The 17932-nt window shown below is 59.5% G+C and carries 13 protein-coding genes and 1 pseudogene; 7 read left to right on the forward strand and 7 right to left on the reverse strand.

The window, feature by feature from the left end; all coding sequences use genetic code 11:
• Positions 1-823: 823 nt before the first annotated feature.
• On the forward strand, positions 824-2152 hold the full coding sequence (locus ACA054_RS26040; protein ID WP_497686787.1) for an OprD family porin: 1329 nt from the start codon (positions 824-826) through the stop codon (positions 2150-2152).
• A 209-nt stretch (positions 2153-2361) separates the two neighbouring features.
• Here the strand turns inward: ACA054_RS26040 and ACA054_RS26045 are convergent, their stop codons facing one another.
• On the reverse strand, positions 2362-3204 hold the full coding sequence (locus ACA054_RS26045) for a mechanosensitive ion channel family protein (protein WP_497686788.1): 843 nt from the start codon (positions 3202-3204) through the stop codon (positions 2362-2364).
• A gap of 141 nt (positions 3205-3345) precedes the next feature.
• On the reverse strand, positions 3346-3831 hold the full coding sequence (locus ACA054_RS26050; protein ID WP_053155306.1) for a YajQ family cyclic di-GMP-binding protein: 486 nt from the start codon (positions 3829-3831) through the stop codon (positions 3346-3348).
• 142 nt (positions 3832-3973) lie between these two features.
• Here ACA054_RS26050 and ACA054_RS26055 point away from each other — a divergent pair, with 142 nt between their 5' ends.
• The 3 genes from ACA054_RS26055 to ACA054_RS26065 are packed head-to-tail and all read left to right on the forward strand — an operon-like array spanning position 3974 to position 7557.
• Entirely contained in the window at positions 3974-4891 is a 918-nt protein-coding gene (locus tag ACA054_RS26055) for a putative 2-dehydropantoate 2-reductase (protein ID WP_497686789.1), read from the forward strand.
• A gap of 45 nt (positions 4892-4936) precedes the next feature.
• Complete coding sequence (locus ACA054_RS26060; protein WP_497686790.1) at positions 4937-6973, forward strand: sensor histidine kinase; 2037 nt, start codon at positions 4937-4939, stop codon at positions 6971-6973.
• Positions 6974-6975: 2 nt separating this feature from the next.
• Positions 6976-7557, forward strand: coding sequence for a cob(I)yrinic acid a,c-diamide adenosyltransferase (locus ACA054_RS26065; RefSeq protein ID WP_497686791.1), 582 nt, complete (start codon positions 6976-6978; stop codon positions 7555-7557).
• A gap of 114 nt (positions 7558-7671) precedes the next feature.
• On the opposite strand, the gene ACA054_RS26070 is transcribed toward ACA054_RS26065, so the two are convergent.
• From ACA054_RS26070 to secA, 4 genes are all read right to left on the reverse strand, one after another.
• Positions 7672-8616, reverse strand: a complete 945-nt coding sequence (locus ACA054_RS26070; protein ID WP_497686792.1) for a Nudix family hydrolase — start codon at positions 8614-8616, stop codon at positions 7672-7674.
• Positions 8613-9245, reverse strand: a complete 633-nt coding sequence (locus ACA054_RS26075; protein WP_497686793.1) for a glutathione S-transferase family protein — start codon at positions 9243-9245, stop codon at positions 8613-8615. The genes ACA054_RS26070 and ACA054_RS26075 overlap by 4 nt, the downstream gene beginning before the upstream one ends.
• Positions 9246-9377: 132 nt before the next feature.
• Positions 9378-10595 carry a bifunctional glutamate N-acetyltransferase/amino-acid acetyltransferase ArgJ gene (gene argJ, locus ACA054_RS26080; RefSeq protein ID WP_497686794.1) on the reverse strand — a complete coding sequence of 406 codons (1218 nt, stop codon included), beginning with the start codon at positions 10593-10595 and terminating at the stop codon, positions 9378-9380.
• A gap of 121 nt (positions 10596-10716) precedes the next feature.
• The gene (secA, locus tag ACA054_RS26085; RefSeq protein WP_497686795.1) at positions 10717-13452 is read right to left on the reverse strand and encodes a preprotein translocase subunit SecA; all 2736 of its coding nucleotides are present in this window, start codon (positions 13450-13452) and stop codon (positions 10717-10719) included.
• 307 nt (positions 13453-13759) lie between these two features.
• Here secA and ACA054_RS26090 point away from each other — a divergent pair, with 307 nt between their 5' ends.
• On the forward strand, positions 13760-14215 hold the full coding sequence (locus ACA054_RS26090) for a DUF721 domain-containing protein (protein WP_497686796.1): 456 nt from the start codon (positions 13760-13762) through the stop codon (positions 14213-14215).
• 124 nt (positions 14216-14339) lie between these two features.
• Here the strand turns inward: ACA054_RS26090 and ACA054_RS26095 are convergent, their stop codons facing one another.
• Entirely contained in the window at positions 14340-15827 is a 1488-nt protein-coding gene (locus ACA054_RS26095; RefSeq protein ID WP_497686797.1) for a helicase HerA-like domain-containing protein, read from the reverse strand.
• 189 nt (positions 15828-16016) lie between these two features.
• Between ACA054_RS26095 and ACA054_RS26100 the strand changes: the two are divergent.
• Both ACA054_RS26100 and ACA054_RS26105 read left to right on the forward strand, forming a co-directional pair.
• Positions 16017-17048, forward strand: a pseudogene (locus ACA054_RS26100) (HAMP domain-containing protein); the annotation flags it as partial.
• Between the two features lie 93 nt (positions 17049-17141).
• Complete coding sequence (locus ACA054_RS26105; RefSeq protein ID WP_497690373.1) at positions 17142-17906, forward strand: methyl-accepting chemotaxis protein; 765 nt, start codon at positions 17142-17144, stop codon at positions 17904-17906.
• Positions 17907-17932: the final 26 nt, after the last annotated feature.

Genomic DNA, 17932 nt, shown 5'->3' on the forward strand with positions numbered 1-17932 from the left:
CCTGCCGGCTTCGCAGCGAACCACTGGCTATGCCACTCGAGGATCTACAAATGGCTTCAAGCCCGCCCCGAGATGAGACATTTGCTGCAAAAACGCACCAATACCGCACCAGCATGCTTTAAAAAACGCCGAAATGACCAGAAAACCACGGCCTGTTCACACTACGTATAAACGCCCACTGTTTGAATTCAGTACAGTCATTGAAATTTTTTGCACCAAAACCGCACAGTACGTCTACGCTGAGTGCTTCGCATATCCGCCTTTTACTCACTGGCGGGGTGAACCGGTAACGCTTTTGCATGTCACGTGGCCTGACAGGAGGCTGAAACACGATGCCAACCTTCGCGTCAAGCCCGAAGTAAAGAAGCATGAGCCCCCCGGTTTTATGAGGTTTTTACCGCATCAGGCAGCCAGACAGAAAAAAACATCGATGGAGTTCTGATTTGTGCACGCTTGTTGCATTGATACCCACATCGTCTATAAGGCAACCGCTGGAAGCGGGCGGCCTTAAGACCAAGAAAAACAGCGGCAGGGTAGCCCGATGGAGATTCAAACGTTTCACCAGGGACTCTTTTTATCGATGCGCCAGTCCAGAAAAACAGCACTAAAGTTGTCAGTCCGGTTGCATCGGGGCTGTAAATTTGCGACATCTAGCTAGCCGTTTACGACAGGGTCGTAAAGAAGCTGAAAGGTTAGATGCGCAAGTATCGCCAACATTGTCGGCGTGATATAAGTTTGCGCCGACACAAAAAGAAAGAGCCGCCCAGATAATAAAACAGGTGGGACGGCAGTACTCTTCTAAAAACCAAAGGAGCAAATCACGATGCGCGTGATGAAGTGGAGCATGATCGCACTGGCTGTTGCAGCTGGTACCTCGCAGTTCGCAGTGGCGTCGTCCCAGGACGAGTCCAAGGGTTTCTTCGGCGACCAAAGCCTGAAACTCAAAACCCGTTTTGAGTATATGAACCGCGACTACAAAAACGGTGCAAGCAACCCATCCAGCGGCACCGCCGGCTATCGTCAGGACTCCGGTCTGAGCCAGTTGCTCTCTTACGAGTCGGGCTTCACTCAAGGTACTGTTGGTTTCGGCCTCGACGCCATGGCCATGGGTTCGGTCAAACTGGACGGCGGCTCGGGCAAGCGCGGTAACGGCCTGTTCGCCAACGACAGCGAAGGCAACCCTGAAAAATCCCAGGGCAAGGTTGGCGGTGCAGTGAAACTGCGTCTGTCCGACACCGTCCTGAAATACGGCCAGCAATTCGTTGCCAGCCCTGTATTCGCCACCGACGACAGCCGTTTGCTGCCAGAAGTCGCTACCGGCACCCTGCTGACTTCCAAGGAAATCAAAGGCCTGGAAGTGAGCGCTGGTCGCTTCACCGCACTGAGCAAACAAACCGGTATGGCCCGTGACAGCATCGGCGGCCTGCCAGATGAAGACGGTTTCCACTCCAAAGGCCTGAGCGACGGCATCAACATCTTCGGTGCCAGCTACGCCTTCACCGACAACTTCACCGCTGCCGTGGCTGCGTCGGATGCTGAAGAGTACTTCAAGAAGTACTACGTCAACATGAACCTGACCGTGCCGATCAACGACGAACAGTCGCTGAACTTCGACCTGAACGGTTACAAAACCAAGGGCGACAAACGTGGCGACCTGGTTGACGCCATCGGCGACGGCACCCTGGGTGTGGACAACAACCTGTGGTCCCTGGCAGCTGCCTATAGCCTGGGCGCTCACAAGTTCACCCTGGCTTACCAGCAGTCGAGCGGCGACAACGCTTACTACTACGGCGTTGACGGCAACAGCACCATCTTCGTCTCCAACTCCATTCAGATCTCCGACTTCGTGGGCCGCGAGGAGAAATCCTACCAAGCTCGCTACGACCTGAACATGGCGACCTACGGCGTACCTGGCCTGAGCTTCATGACCCGTTACGTAATGGGTGACAACATCAAGACCAACGGTCTGGGTGAAGGCAAGGAAAACGAGTGGAACCTGGAGTCCAAGTACGTCGTACAGGAAGGTCCGGCAAAAGACCTGTCGTTCCGTGCACGTTTCGCCAACTACCGCTCGAACGGCGCGTACAGCGGCTACTCGTCTGACGTCTACGACACCCGCCTGATCATCGAGTACCCACTGAGCATCCTGTAATCAGGGTGTAAAACCGGAACTCTGTAGATCAAGAAACCGCCCACCTCTTCAGGTGGGCGGTTTTTTTATGCCTGCCACATGCCAAACATCGCAGCAAGCAACTTCCGCGCATAACGTTAATACTTTTTTCAATGAACCGATCAATAGTCACAAAAAAACCCAAGAGACTATTAGCCTCTTGGGTTTATGCATTAAGAAACAAATCAGGCTTACTGCACTGCCGCTTCCTGAACCACGCGAACTACACGCTGAGGAAATGGAATGTCAATACCCGCCGCTTTCAATCGATCACGGGACTGTTCGTTGAACATAAACATTACATCCCAGTAATCTGCAGTCTTTACCCACACACGCAGGGAAACAGTGATCGAACTGTCACCAAGCGTCGAGATGACGGCCTGAGGTTCCGGATCAGGCAACACTCGTGGATCCTTGGCCAGGTCCAGTAATACTTGACGAGCCTTTTGCAGGTCCGCTTCGTAATCAACGCCAACATCAAATACCACCTTGCGGGTCGGTTGGCGGTTGGTGTTGGTGATAATGCCGTTCGACAGATTGCCGTTAGGCACGATGATGGTTTTGTTGTCACCAGTGCGCAGCACCGTGTGGAAGATCTGGATACTGTCGACGGTACCCGCCACACCCTGGGCTTCGATCCAGTCACCAATACGGAACGGACGGAACAACAGAATCAGCACGCCGCCAGCGAAGTTCGCCAGGCTGCCCTGCAAGGCCAGGCCGATGGCCAGGCCTGCCGCACCGATCGCTGCCACGAACGAAGTGGTTTCCACACCGATCATCGACGCCACGCTGACGACCAGCAGGATCTTCAGAATGATGTTCGCCAGGCTGCTGATAAAGCCTTGCAGCGCAAGGTCAGCGTTACGCAGGGCTATCAGACCACCGAGCTTGTGCGTGACCTTGTTGATCAACCACCAGCCGATAGCCAGGGTGAGCACCGCCAACAGCACACGGCTGCCGTATTCCATGATCATCGGGATCCAGGACTGGGACACCTTGACCAGGTTGTCTACTTCAGCATTTAAGTCCATCTGCTTTCTCCTGCACTTTTCCGGCTACCCGGCACGCGAAAAATAAAGCGGCAGAAAGACCGAACCCTATCCGGATCGATCGTTCCTGCCGTTGCTTGGGCCTCGGACGCCGAAAACGCCGAGAGGTTCCCGCCTTGTACGTTAATCGCGGAAGTTGTTGAACTGCAGCGGCATGCCAAATTCCTTGGCCCGCAACGCAGCAATGGCTTCCTGCAGATCGTCACGCTTCTTGCCGGTGATGCGCACTTGCTCACCCTGGATGGCGGCCTGCACCTTCAGCTTGGCGTCCTTGACGTGAGCGACGATTTTCTTCGCCAGCTCTTTGTCGATGCCTTCCTTGAGGACAGCTTCCTGCTTCATCAACTTGCCCGACGCAAAAGCGTCCTTGACCTCAAGGCACTGCACATCGATCTTGCGCTTGACCAGCGCCAGCTTGAGGATCTCAATCATCGCTTCGAGCTGGAAATCCGCTTCAGCGGTCAGGTTGACGGTCAGGTCCTTTTCCTTGAACTCGAAGCTGCCTTTGCCTTTCAGGTCATAACGACGATCGAGCTCCTTGACGGCGTTCTCGACCGCGTTGGTGACTTCGTGTTTGTCCAGTTCGGATACCACGTCGAACGACGGCATGTAATCTCTCCAATAAATAGGGCGCGCTCGATCAAGATGGAGCACGCCTGGCTTGCGGTTAAAATCCGCGCTGATTATAACGGGTCTTTCCGATCATTCACTGCGAGCCTCCCATGCGCGCCTTAAACAGAGCAAAAAGCTGATGTCCACCACCTGGCATGTTCTAGGCGCCGGTAGCCTCGGCACATTGTGGGCCACCCGCCTGGCGCGGGCCGCAGTGCCGGTGCGGCTGATACTGCGTGACGCGGCCCGGTTGCAGTCGTACGAGGCGGCAGGCGGTTTAACCCTGGTCGAACATGGCCAGGCCCAGCGCTATCCGGTGAGCGCCGAAACGGCCGACAGCCTCGCCCCGATCAATCGCCTGCTGGTCGCCTGCAAAGCCTACGACGCGGAACAGGCCGTGGCACAGCTGGCACCCCGCCTGGCGCCCGGCGCCGAGCTGATCCTGTTGCAGAACGGCCTGGGCAGCCAGGACGCCGTGGCGGCGCAAGTACCGCAGGCGCGCTGCATTTACGCGTCAAGCACTGAAGGCGCCTTTCGCGATGGTGACTGGCGTGTGGTCTTTGCCGGGCACGGGTTTACCTGGCTGGGGGATGCCGGCCATCCTGTCGCACCGATCTGGCTGGACGACCTCGACGCCGCGGGTATTCCCCATGAGTGGAGCACCGAAATCCTCACCCGGTTGTGGCGCAAACTGGCACTCAACTGCGCGATCAATCCGTTGACGGTGCTGCACGATTGCCGCAATGGCGGGTTGCAGGAGCACCACTGTGAGGTCGCCACCCTGTGCGGTGAACTGATCGAGCTGTTGCAGCGTTGCGGCCAGCCGGCTGCTGCCGAAAACCTGCAACAGGAGGTTGAACGGGTGATCCACGCGACCGCTGCCAACTACTCCTCGATGTACCAGGACGTCAGCAACCGGCGCCGCACCGAAATCAGTTACCTGCTGGGTCATGCCTGTAAAGTCGCAGCACGGCATCAACTGAACCTGCCGCACCTCAATCAGCTTGAGTCGAGGTTGATCGCGCGCCTGCAAAGCCTTGGATTGCCCAGCGACTGAGCAGCGGCTACGCTGGCCACTTGTTCCTTTGCAGCGATAAACCTGATGCCATTGCGCCAGCGTCTTGAAAACCTTCCTGTCGGCCAGAAACTGCTGGCCGCCCTGTTGGTGCTGTTGACCACTGTACTGCTGGTTGCCAACCTGACCTTTATCAGCGCCGCGTACTATATCTCCCAGGAAAGCATGGCGCCCCAGGCCCTGCAGACCATCGGCCGCCTGGTCTCCAACCCAAGCCTTGTGGCCGAGGCACTGGAATCGCCGCAAAGCGCCCAACGCCTGCTGGACGAGCTCGACAGCTATTCACCGCTGCGCGCTGCGGCCCTGTATGACGGCAAGGGCGAGCGCCTGGCGCAGTTGCAACATGGCGATCATCTGAGCCTGCCCAAGCGTTACCAGCACATCGAATCCTGGCAAGTCACCGAATTTCGCAGCAACCAGGTCATCACGCTGCCCCGCCCCGGCACCGCACCCGGCCATCTGCTGCTGGTGGCCAGCAGCGAGTTGCCCATGGCGTTCTATACCGGGACCCTGACCGCCAGCCTGGGGATCCTGATTTTCAGTGTGCTGCTGTGGCTGGTCATCGCGCGGCAAATCAAACGCCTGATTACCCGGCCGATTCATCAACTGGAGGAACTGTCCCGGCAAGTGACCCGGGAAGAGAACTACGCCCTGCGTGCTTCCCGGGGCAACCACGATGAAATCGGCAGCCTGGCCGAAGCGTTCAATACCATGCTCTCGCGAATCGAGGCACGGGAGCAGCAACTCAAGCGCGCCCGTGATGACTCCCAGGCTGCGTATGACCAGGCCCAGGGCCTGGCCGAAGAAACTCGCCACACCAATCGCAAGCTCGAACTCGAAGTCCAGGTACGGAGCAAGATCGAGAAAAAGCTCACAGGTTTTCAGAATTACCTCAACAGCATCATCGACTCCATGCCATCGGCACTGATCGCCCTCGACGAACAGCTTTACGTGACGCAGTGGAACCAGGAAGCCAGCGCCCTTTCCGGTACGCGCCTGGACGAAGCCTTGAACCAGCCGATCTTCCTCGCCTTCGAACCGCTCAAGCCGTTTCTGCCGCAGCTCAAGCAAACCGTCGAGCAGCACACGGTGGCCAAAATCGAGCGCGTGACCTGGGTCAAGGACGATGAACCCCGCCACTACGCCCTGACCTTCTATCCGCTGATGGGCGGCGCCGGGCGTGGCGTGGTAATCCGCATCGACGACATCACCCAGCGCCTGTCCCTTGAAGAAATGATGGTGCAGTCAGAGAAAATGCTTTCCGTCGGCGGCCTCGCCGCGGGCATGGCCCACGAAATCAACAACCCGCTCGGCGCGATCCTGCACAACGTGCAGAATATCCGCCGTCGCCTGTCCCCCGAACTGCCCAAAAACCTGGAGCAGGCCGAGCAGGTCGGCATCGAACTGTCGACCGTCAACCAATACCTGCAAGCGCGCGAAGTGCCGCAGTTGCTCGACGGCATCCAGCAGGCCGGGGCCCGGGCGGCGAAGATCGTCACGCACATGCTCAGTTTCAGTCGCCGCAGCACCCGACAAATGGCCCCGTGCGATCTGCCCGCGCTGATCGATCAGGCAGTGGAAATCGCCGGAAACGACTTCGACCTGGCGATTGGTTTCGACTTCAAAGGCCAGGCGATCATTCGCCAGTTCGACCCGGCGCTAGGCCCGGTACCCGGCACCGCCAACGAGTTGGAACAGGTGCTGCTCAATCTGCTGAAAAACGCCGCGCAAGCCATTCACCAGCGTGAAGACGACAGCGAACCAGGGCGGATCATTCTGCGCACCAAACTGAATCCGCCATGGGCGGAGATCCAGGTCGAAGACAACGGCATCGGCATGAGCGAAAGCGTGCGAAAGCGCACCTTCGAACCGTTTTTCACCACCAAGGAAATCGGTCAGGGTACCGGCCTTGGCCTGTCAGTCTCGTACTTCATCATTACCAATAACCACAAGGGCCAGATGGAAGTGCAATCGACCCTGGGCCAAGGCACCTGCTTTACCCTGCGCCTGCCATTGGCGAGCACCCCGCTCGTCTCTCAAGAATTCAACCAGCTAACGAGGTAACCATGGGCTTTCGCTTGTCGAAGATTTACACCCGCACCGGCGACAAAGGCGAAACCGGGCTGGGCGACGGTCGCCGTGTGCCCAAGGACCACCCACGGATCGAGGCCATTGGCGAGGTCGATACGCTGAACAGTCAGGTGGGCGTTTTGCTGGCCGGGCTGGCAGCGGAAAGTGTCGAGTATCCAGGGCTGGATGAAGTGATCGAGGTATTGGCGCCCTGTCAGCATCGATTGTTCGACCTGGGCGGTGAACTGGCGATGCCGGAGTATCAAGCGTTGAATGCGGCGGAAATCGAACGCCTGGAAGCGGCGATTGATGTGTGGAATGAAGAGCTGGGGCCGCTAGAGAATTTTATTCTGCCGGGGGGTTCGGCGTTGATTGCCCAGGCTCACGTCTGCCGCAGTCTGGCCCGCAGTGCGGAGCGCCGGTGTCAGCATTTGAATTCTGTAGAGCCGTTGGCCGGGGTGGGTTTGGCGTATATCAATCGGCTGTCGGATTTGTTGTTTGTGGTGGCAAGGTTGATTGCCAGACGCCAGGGAGTTGCCGAGATTTTGTGGCAACCTGCGGCGAAGCCAGAGATTTAGCCGTCGCCTTTCAGACCGCCTTCGCGAGCAGGCTCGCTCCCACATTCGACCGTGTTCTCGGTCAACTGTGGGAGCGAGCCTGCTCGCGAAGGGGCCACTCGCAGCGCTTTAAAATCAAGCCTCAGGCCAGAACGCCCGAATCCCCGCCACACCCTGGGCACCGGCAGCCCATGCCTTCTGAACTTCCGCAGGGCCAACACCACCGAGCAAAAACACCGGCCTGCTGAAGCCCTCGATCAAGGTCGACGCCTGCTCCCAACCCAGCGGCTCAGCCCCCGGATGCGTCAAGGTCGGCTGCACCGGCGACAGGGTCACGAAGTCGACACCCATCTCCTCGGCCAGCGCCAGCTCTTCAGCATTATGGCAAGACGCTGCCAACCAGCGCGATGCCGGCAGAGGCCGACCGGCAGCCGCGTACTTGCGCAACTGGGCCGACGTGATGTGCCAGCCGGCGGACGGAAAATCCCCCAGCCACTCGAACGGCCCCTTGATCATCAACTGCGCCTTGCCGGCACACAGACCCACTGCATCCACTGCCAGATCACGGTACTTGGGGTCGTAACCGTTTGGCGCGCGCAACTGGATCAGCTTGATGCCGCCCGCGATGGCTTTCTGGATCCCCCGCAACAGGGCCGGGGTTTCCAGGTCTTCCGGGGTGATCAGGTACTGCTCGGGCAAGCGCGCGGCCGCCACGATTGGCCGGTTGGCCTCAGGGAACTCGTAACCCGAGAGTTCACGCGCCGTCACCCAGGCCAATGGCTGACCTTCGGCGCCGTGAGGTTCGCCGCTGAATGCCGAGACCTCCCAGACATCCAGCAACACCTGTTTATCCGGGTAATCATGGCGGACCTTGATCAACGGGCGCGCCGCGCCGACCACGATACCCAGCTCTTCCTGCAGCTCACGGGCCAAGGCGCTTTCAACCGACTCGTCGGCCTCGACCTTGCCACCGGGAAACTCCCACAGGCCGCCCTGGTGCTGAGTGTCCGCACGGCGGGCGATGAGGATCTTGCCGCTGCCATCACGGATAACGGCGGCCGCTACATGTACTCGTTTCACCGCTCGATTTCCTCCAGGCCAGCCTTTTGCCAGGCCTTGAAAGCGGGCCATTGGTAGATGGTTTGAACATAGGCTTCGTCAGCCTCGGGCAGCTTCACCTGATAGGTGCGCAGGCGCACGGCAATCGGGGCGAAGAACGCATCGGCCAGGGTTATACGGCCAAACAGGTACGGGCCACTTTCGGTCGCCGCGGCGCGGCACTCGGCCCACAATGCCGACATGCGCTCAACGTCCGCCTGCACATCCGCCGGAACCGGAGACAGCGGTGCATCATGGCTCAGGTCGAATGGCATGTTGCCGCGCATGGCGAAGAATCCACTGTGCATTTGCGCGCACGCCGAACGCGCCTGGGCACGGGCGGCGATATCTTTCGGCCACAGGCCCGCTTCGGGGAACTGTTCCGCCAGATACTCGGCAATCGCCAGGGAGTCGGCGATGGTGCCGTGTTCGGTCTTCAACAGCGGGACTTTGCCGGTCGGCGAGTGTTTGAGCAGGCGCTCGCGGGTGTCAGGCTGATTCAGCTTGATCAGTTCTTCGGTGTAGGAGGCGCCGGTCAGATCGAGGGCCAGCGCGCCGCGCAAGGACCAGGAGGAAAGCAGTTTGTCGCCGATGATCAGGTGCAGGCTCATGTTCAGGCGTCCTTATGCATAAAGAGGACCTGTAGGAGCTGGCTTGCCAGCGATAACGGTAGCGGCCTCAACACAACTATCGCGGCAGAGGACGCCTTCGCCAGCAAGCCGGCTCCTACAGGTTTTGCACCGTTAAGTACGGTACTCGGCGTTGATCTTCACGTACTCGTGGGACAGGTCGGTCGTCCAGATGGTTTCGCTGCAATCGCCGCGACCCAGTTCGATACGGATGGTGATTTCTTCCTGCTGCATCACCGCCGCGCCCTGGGCTTCGGTGTAGGTCGCAGCGCGGGCGCCACGGCTGGCAATGCACACTTCACCGAGGAACACATCGATCTTGCTCACGTCCAGGTTCGGTACGCCGGCACGACCGACAGCCGCGAGGATGCGGCCCCAGTTCGGGTCGGAAGCGAACAGTGCGGTCTTGATCAATGGCGAGTGAGCCACGGTGTAGCCGACGTCCAGGCACTCCTGGTGATTGCCGCCGCCGTTGACTTCAACGGTAACGAATTTGGTCGCGCCTTCGCCGTCGCGCACGATCGCCTGGGCCACCTCCATGCACACCTCGAACACCGCTTGCTTGAGCTTGGCGAACAACTCGCCCTCGGCACGGGTGATTTCCGGCAGCGCCGCCTGACCGGTGGCGATCAGCATGCAGCAGTCGTTGGTAGAGGTGTCGCCATCGATGGTGATACGGTTGAACGACTTGTTGGCGCCGTCCAGCATCAAGTTTTGCAGCACATCGCGGGCAACCTTGGCGTCGGTGGCGATATAGCCGAGCATGGTCGCCATGTTGGGACGAATCATGCCCGCGCCTTTGCTGATACCGGTGACGGTGATGGTCACGCCGTCGTGCTGGAACTGGCGGCTGGCACCCTTTGGCAGGGTATCGGTGGTCATGATGCCGGTGGCGGCAGCTTCCCAGTTGTTTACCGACAGATCGTCGAGGGCGGCTTGCAGTGCGCCTTCGATTTTCTCGACCGGCAGTGGCTCGCCAATCACGCCGGTGGAATATGGCAGCACCAGGCTGGCATCGACACCGGTCAACTCTGCCAGTTTGGCGCAAGTGCGCTCGGCCGCGGCCAGGCCCGGTTCACCGGTACCGGCGTTGGCATTGCCGGTATTGGTCAGCAAGTAACGCACCGGACCTTGCACGCGCTGTTTTGCCAGGATTACCGGGGCTGCGCAAAAGGCGTTCAAGGTGAACACACCCGCCACCGTTGAGCCTTCGGCACAACGCATGACCACAACATCCTTGCGCCCCGGGCGCTTGATACCGGCCGAGGCGATACCGAGTTCAAATCCGGCAACCGGGTGCAACGTTGGCAAAGGACCAAGACCAACAGCCATGAATGCGCTCCTTTATAGATGATGTCTGCACCGCTTCAGCAAAAGCGGTGGTCAAATTGGCAAAACGCCGCGACGGCATGAGCCGGTCGCGGCGCGGGTATTTCAGCGTATGAAACGGGGGTTACTGGATCTGCCCGTGGCAATGCTTGAACTTCTTGCCCGAACCGCAGTAGCACAGCTCGTTACGGCCCAGCTTCTGCTCGTTGCGAACCGGGGCGGTGGCGAGGGCCACATCGACCTCTTCACCCAACTGCTCCGGCTGCTCAAGGCCAGGGGCCTCTTCATGCAGAAACTGCATGCGTGCCGCCAGTGCCTCGGCTTCCTGGCGCAGGCGCGCCTCTTCCTCGGCCGGATCTTCGCGACGCACCTGAACGTGCGACAACACACGGATCGAGTCGCGCTTGATCGAATCCAGCAGCTCGGAGAACAGCGTGAACGACTCGCGCTTGTACTCTTGCTTCGGGTTCTTCTGCGCATAACCACGCAGGTGGATACCGTGACGCAGGTGGTCCATGGTCGACAGGTGGTCTTTCCACAGGTCATCCAGCACGCGCAGGACGATCTGCTTCTCGAAGGTGCGCAGCGCTTCGGCGCCCGCCTGGTCTTCTTTCTCGTTGTACGCGGCGATCAGCTCCTGCATCAGTTTCTCGCGCAGGGTTTCCTCGTACAGGTGATCGTCTTCGTCGAGCCACTGCTGGATCGGCAGCTTCACGCCGAAATCGCTTTCCAGGGTCGCTTCCAGACCCGCCACGTCCCACTGCTCTGGTAGCGATTGCGGTGGAATGTGCGCGCTGACCGTAGCGTTGAGTACGTCCTGACGGAAGTCGGCAATGGTTTCGCCGATGTTGTCAGCGGCCAGCAACGTGTTACGCATGTGATAGATCACTTTACGTTGTTCGTTGTTGACGTCGTCGAACTCGAGCAGTTGCTTGCGAATATCGAAGTTGCGGCCTTCAACCTTGCGCTGGGCCTTTTCGATGGCGTTGGTCACCATGCGGTGCTCGATCGCTTCGCCAGGCTGCATGCCCAGGGCCTTCATGAAGTTCTTCACCCGGTCAGAGGCGAAAATGCGCATCAGGCTGTCTTCCAGCGACAGGTAGAAACGGCTGGAACCGGCATCACCCTGGCGACCGGCACGACCACGCAACTGGTTGTCGATACGGCGCGATTCGTGACGCTCGGACGCGATCACCTGCAAACCGCCCGACTCGAGCACTTGCTGGTGACGTTTCTGCCAGTCGGCCTTGATCTGGGCAATCTGCTCAGGGGTCGGATTTTCCAGGGAAGCAACTTCGACTTCCCAGTTGCCACCCAACAGGATGTCGGTACCGCGACCGGCCATGTTGGTGGCGATGGTCAGTGCACCCGGACGACCGGCCTGGGCGATAATCTCGGCTTCTTTTTCGTGGAACTTGGCGTTCAGGACCTTGTGCTCGATGCCTTCCTTGTTGAGCAGGTCGGACATGCGCTCGGAGGTTTCGATGGTCGCAGTACCCACCAGCACCGGTCGGCCCGCAGCCATGCTTTCCTTGATGTCAGTGACGATTGCCGCGTATTTCTCGTCGGCGGTCAGAAACACCAGGTCGTTGTAGTCTTTACGGGCCAGCGGCTTGTTCGTCGGAATGACGATGACCTGCAGGCCATAGATCTGATGGAACTCGAACGCTTCGGTGTCGGCCGTACCGGTCATGCCGGACAGTTTGTTGTACAGACGGAAGTAGTTCTGGAACGTGGTCGATGCCAGGGTCTGGCTTTCGGCCTGGATGTTCAGGTTTTCCTTGGCTTCGATGGCCTGGTGCAGGCCTTCGGACAAACGACGGCCCGGCATGGTACGACCGGTGTGTTCGTCGACCAGTACGACCTGACCGTCCTGCACGATGTATTCAACGTTGCGATGGAACAGCTTGTGCGCGCGCAGGCCAGCGTAAACGTGCGTCAGCAGGGCCAGATTGTGTGCCGAGTACAGGCTCTCGCCTTCCGCCAGCAGGCCGAGACGGGTCAGCGCGTCTTCGACGAACTGGTGACCGGCTTCGTTGAGTTCGACCTGACGGGTCTTTTCGTCAACGGTGTAGTGGCCGGCCTTGGTGACTTCGCCTTCGACTTCTTCGATGTGCAATTCCAGCTGCGGGATCAGTTTGTTGATCTCGATGTACAGCTTGGAGCTGTCCTCGGCCTGACCGGAAATGATCAGCGGGGTACGGGCTTCGTCGATGAGGATGGAGTCGACTTCGTCGATCACGGCAAAGTTGAGTTCGCGCTGGAATTTTTCTTCCATGCTGAACGCCATGTTGTCACGCAGGTAGTCGAAACCGAATTCGTTGTTGGTGCCGTAGGTGATGTCGGCGGCATAGGCCAAACGCTTCTCTTCCGGCGGCTGGAATGGCGTGACCACGCCGACCGTCAGGCCGAGGAATTCGTAGAGCGGACGCATCCAGTTGGCGTCACGACGGGCCAGGTAGTCGTTCACCGTCACAACGTGCACGCCCTTGCCGGACAATGCGTTGAGGTAAACGCCCAGCGTTGCCACCAGGGTCTTGCCTTCACCGGTACGCATCTCGGCGATCTTGCCTTCATGCAAGGTCATGCCGCCGATCAGCTGGACATCGAAGTGGCGCATGCCCATGACGCGCTTACCGGCTTCACGGGCGACCGCGAAGGCTTCCGGCAGCAGCTGGTCGAGGGTTTCCCCTTTGGCGAAGCGGGCCTTGAACTCATCTGTCTTGGCACGCAACTGATCGTCCGAAAGGGCCACCATCCGCTCTTCGAAGGCATTGACGAATTGCACCGTCTTGAGCATGCGTTTGACTTCACGCTCGTTCTTGCTTCCAAAAAGTTTCTTTAACAAAGGCGCAAACATATCGGCAGGATCTTCCACACTAAAGGGATGGAGGGCGGCCCCGTGAGTCGCCCGAGCAGCCCTCATGGCCGCATGCGAACGAGCATTCTACCCGGAAACGGTGGTGAGGAAAGTGGCGTTATTCCACGATGCTGGCACAGCGTTGTGACGGGGCTCACTTAAAATAAGGGCAAATAGCTGAACTTCAACCCATTCACGGCAGAAGTTACTTGTTGATTTAATGGGTAATGCGCGCGCAAAGCAATGGGTCGGGCGCATCCGGCGCTTTCTGCTACCATGGCGGCTCTGTTACTTCAGGTGTCTGATCATGGCATTTCGCCCTCTTACGGCCAGAGCACCCGCCGTTCTCCTTCGCGAAGCCAAGCCGCTAAAAGCCATTCTCGGCCACGCTCAACGCCTGGGTCATTTGCAACGCCTGCTCGAAAGCCAGCTGCAGCCCGCCGCGCGCGCGCATTGCCACGTGGCGTCCTGGCGCGAAGGCAGTTTGCTGTTGATTGTCACCGACGGTCATTGGGCCACTCGCCTGCGCTACCAGCAAAAGCGCCTGCTGCGGCAATTGCAGATGTTCGACGAGTTCGCCAACCTCACGCGAATCCTGTTCAAGGTCCAGCCACCCACCGTTCAGCAAGGCGCAGTGGGGCATACCATGGACTTATCCTTTGATGCGGCCGCGACCATCCAGGCCACGGCCGACGGGATCAGCGATCCTAATCTGCGGGCGGCACTGGAGCGCCTGGCGGCGCACGCCAAGTCCAAGGCATGACATAGAACCCATGTGGGAGCGAGCCTGCTCGCGAAAGCGGTGGATCAGTCAACATAAATGTTGAATGTAAAATCGCATTCGCGAGCAGGCTCGCTCCCACAGTTTTTAATTGTGCTCACTCCAATCAGCGGCGTTTGCTGCCACCGAGTAAAGACCCCATCAACCCACGCACCAATTGCCGCCCCAACTGATTGGCCGCCTGTCGCATCGCCGATTTCAATGCCTGCCCCGCCGCCGTGCCGAGAAACTCTCCGGCCTGCTCGGTGAAGCTCGGTTCCTGCGCCGCCGGTTTTGCCGGTGCCGCCTCAGATTCGGGCGCAAGTCCCTTGCGCCCCATCAGCACTTCATAAGCCGATTCGCGATCGATCGGTTTTTCGTACCGCCCCTTGCACGGCGAACCGGCTATCAGCAGCGTGCGCTCCGTTTCGCTCAGCGGCCCGATGCGTGATTGCGGTGGGGCTACCAGCACGCGCTGGACCATTGCCGGTGTCCCCTTGTCCTGCAAGGTGCCCACCAGCGCTTCGCCGATGCCAAGTTCGGTCAATACTGACAGGGCGTCAAACGCCGGGTTCGGGCGGAAGCCGTCGGCCACCGCCCGCAGGGATTTCTGCTCCTTGGCAGTGAACGCTCGCAAGCCGTGCTGCACGCGCAGGCCCAGCTGTGCCAGCACGTCGTCCGGCAAGTCGCCCGGTGACTGGGTGACGAAATACACCCCCACGCCTTTGGAACGAATCAGCCGCACCACTTGCTCCAGACGATCCTGCAGCGCCTTGGGCGTACCGGCGAACAACAAGTGCGCCTCGTCGAAAAACAGCGCCAGCAGCGGTTTGTCCACATCGCCGCGTTCCGGCAGTTGCTCGAACAGTTCGGCCAGCAGCCACAACAGGAAGGTCGCGTAGACCTTCGGCGCTTCATGCACCAGACGACTGGCATCGAGCAGGTGAATGCGTCCGCGGCCATCGGCGGTCGGTTGCAGAATGTCCTCCAGTTGCAGCGCCGGTTCACCGAACAGCGCTTCAGCGCCCTGCTGTTCCAGGGTTGCCAGGCGTCGTAGCAGGGCCTGGCTGGAACCGGTGGTCATCAACGCCGCGTCATCGCCCAGCAGCTCGGGGTTGTCCTTGAGGTGATTGAGCAGCGCCTTGAGGTCCTTCAGATCCAGCAGCAACAGGCCTTCGCGGTCGGCAACCTTGAACGCGGCATACAGCGTCGACTGCTGGCTGTCGGTCAATTCCAGCAGGCTGCCCAGGAGTAACGGCCCCATTTCGCTCAATGTCGTGCGTAACGGATGACCGGACTGACCGTGAATGTCCCACAAGGTCACCGGATACGCCGCAGGCTTGTGGTTCAGCCACGGCATGCCGGCGATCCGCTCGGCGACCTTGCCCTGGGGGTTGCCGGCGGCGCCCAGGCCGCACAGGTCACCCTTGATGTCGGCGGCAAACACCGCCACGCCGGCATCGCTGAAGGCTTCGGCCATGCGTTGCAACGTGACGGTCTTGCCGGTCCCGGTAGCGCCCGCGATCAATCCGTGGCGGTTCGCCAGGCGCATGGCCTGGGCGATCGGCTGACCCGCGAGATCGGCGCCGATAACAAGTTGCAATGAATCAGGCATTTGGTCACCCATGGTTAATCTTTGGTCCTACACGGCCGATAGAAATAACGACAAAGCAGACAGACACAAATTTGTCGGACATTTCCCTTAAGGAGCGTCGGAAATATCTCTTGCTTTCAACATTGCCCATCGTGCGTCCCTTTATAAAAGCACGCGCTGGACATTAAGACCTTAGCGGAACCCCAAGCCATGAACAAAAATCTACGCTTCAGCCATAAAATCCTGCTTGCCGCCGCCCTCATCGTCATTGCCACTTTCGCCTCATTCACCCTGTATAACGACTATTTACAGCGCAATGCCATCCGCGAAAACCTGGACAACTATCTTACTGAGATGGGCGACGTCACCGCCAACAACATCCAGACCTGGTTGACCGGCCGCATCCTGCTGATCGAGAGCCTCTCGCAAAACATTGCCATCAACCCGGAACAAGCCAACGTCGCTGCTCTTCTGGAACAGAAAGCACTGACGTCGACGTTCATGGCGTCCTACCTGGGTGACGCTACCGGGCACTTCACCATCCGTCCGGATGCGAAGATGCCGGAGGGTTTCGACCCACGGGTTCGCCCTTGGTACAAGGGTGCGCAAAACAGCAGCACGCCGACCCTGACCGAACCCTATATCGATGCAGCGACCGGGCAAACGATCATTTCCATGGCCATGGCCTCGACGAAAGCCGGGCAAAGCGTTGGCGTGGTGGGCGGCGACCTTAGCCTGCAAACCTTGATCGAGACCCTCAGTGCCCGGGATTTCGACGGCATGGGCTACGCCTTCCTGGTCAGCGCCGATGGCAAGATCCTGGTCCACCCGGACAAAGCCCTGGTCATGAAGTCCCTGGGCGAGGCCTACCCGCAAAATACCCCGCGCATCAGCAGCGACTTCAGTGAAATCGTGGTCGACGGCAAGACCCGCATCGTCACCTTTACCCCGATCAAAGGCCTGCCGTCGGTCAATTGGTACATCGGCCTGTCGGTGGATAAAGACAAAGCCTTCTCGATGCTCAGCGAGTTCCGCGCCTCGGCGGTGGTTGCCACGGTGATCGCCGTCGCCATCATCATCGCCTTGCTGGGCATGTTGATCCGCCTGCTGATTCAGCCGCTGCACGTGATGACCCGGGCCATGGCCGACATCGCCGACGGTGAAGGCGACCTGACCAAGCGCCTGGTGATCCAGAACAATGACGAGTTCGGTAGCCTCGGCACCGCGTTCAACCGTTTCGTGGAGCGTATCCACGGTTCGATCCGCGAAGTGTCCTCGGCCACGGGCCAGGTCAACGAAGTGGCGTTGCGCGTGGTCGCCGCCTCGAACTCGTCGATGTACAACTCTGACCAGCAGGCGTCGCGCACCAGCAGCGTGGCAGCGGCGATCAACCAGCTCGGTGCCGCCGCCCAGGAAATCGCCCGCAATGCCGCGCAAGCGTCGAGCCAGGCCAGCGATGCCCGCAACCTGGCCGAAGATGGCCAGCAAGTGGTGGACCGCAGCATTGCCGCCATGAATCAACTGTCGAATATGCTCAGCGCCTCAAGCAGCAACATCGAATCGCTGAATAGCAAAACCGTGAACATCGGACAAATTCTCGAAGTGATCACCAGCATTTCCCAACAGACCAACCTGCTGGCGCTCAACGCCGCCATCGAAGCGGCGCGGGCCGGTGAAGCCGGGCGTGGCTTTGCCGTGGTGGCCGATGAAGTGCGTAACCTGGCACATCGCACCCAGGAATCGGCGCAACAGGTGCAGACCATGATCGAAGAACTGCAAATCGGCGCCCGCGAGTCGGTCAGTACCATGAGCGACAGCCAGCGCCACAGTCAGGACAGCGTGGTAATTGCCAACCTGGCCGGCGAGCGCCTGAGCAGCGTGACGCAACGCATCGGCGAAATCGATGGCATGAACCAGTCGGTGGCAACCGCCACCGAGGAACAGACCGCGGTGGTCGAGTCGATCAACGTGGACATCACCGAAATCAACACGCTGAACCAGGAAGGTGTGGAAAACCTGCAATCGACGTTGCGCGCGTGTACGGACCTTGAGCAACAGGCGGCGCGGTTGAAGCAGTTGGTGGGCAGCTTCCGCATCTAGCGCTTGATCCAGCCTCTTCGCGGGCG

Source organism: Pseudomonas sp. LBUM1653, assembly GCF_059716115.1.

Bases quoted from the DNA above. Each gene is read 5' to 3' on its own strand.
- ACA054_RS26095 (WP_497686797.1), bottom strand. From the start codon at position 15,827: ATGCCTGATTCATTGCAACTTGTTATCGGCGCCGATCTCGCGGGTCAG.
- ACA054_RS26090 (WP_497686796.1), top strand. From the start codon at position 13,760: ATGGCATTTCGCCCTCTTACGGCCAGAGCACCCGCCGTTCTCCTTCGC.
- ACA054_RS26065 (WP_497686791.1), top strand. From the start codon at position 6,976: ATGGGCTTTCGCTTGTCGAAGATTTACACCCGCACCGGCGACAAAGGC.
- ACA054_RS26075 (WP_497686793.1), bottom strand. From the start codon at position 9,245: ATGAGCCTGCACCTGATCATCGGCGACAAACTGCTTTCCTCCTGGTCC.
- argJ (WP_497686794.1), bottom strand. From the start codon at position 10,595: ATGGCTGTTGGTCTTGGTCCTTTGCCAACGTTGCACCCGGTTGCCGGA.
- secA (WP_497686795.1), bottom strand. From the start codon at position 13,452: ATGTTTGCGCCTTTGTTAAAGAAACTTTTTGGAAGCAAGAACGAGCGT.
- ACA054_RS26050 (WP_053155306.1), bottom strand. From the start codon at position 3,831: ATGCCGTCGTTCGACGTGGTATCCGAACTGGACAAACACGAAGTCACC.
- ACA054_RS26040 (WP_497686787.1), top strand. From the start codon at position 824: ATGCGCGTGATGAAGTGGAGCATGATCGCACTGGCTGTTGCAGCTGGT.
- ACA054_RS26105 (WP_497690373.1), top strand. From the start codon at position 17,142: ATGTACAACTCTGACCAGCAGGCGTCGCGCACCAGCAGCGTGGCAGCG.
- ACA054_RS26055 (WP_497686789.1), top strand. From the start codon at position 3,974: ATGTCCACCACCTGGCATGTTCTAGGCGCCGGTAGCCTCGGCACATTG.
- ACA054_RS26045 (WP_497686788.1), bottom strand. From the start codon at position 3,204: ATGGACTTAAATGCTGAAGTAGACAACCTGGTCAAGGTGTCCCAGTCC.
- ACA054_RS26060 (WP_497686790.1), top strand. From the start codon at position 4,937: ATGCCATTGCGCCAGCGTCTTGAAAACCTTCCTGTCGGCCAGAAACTG.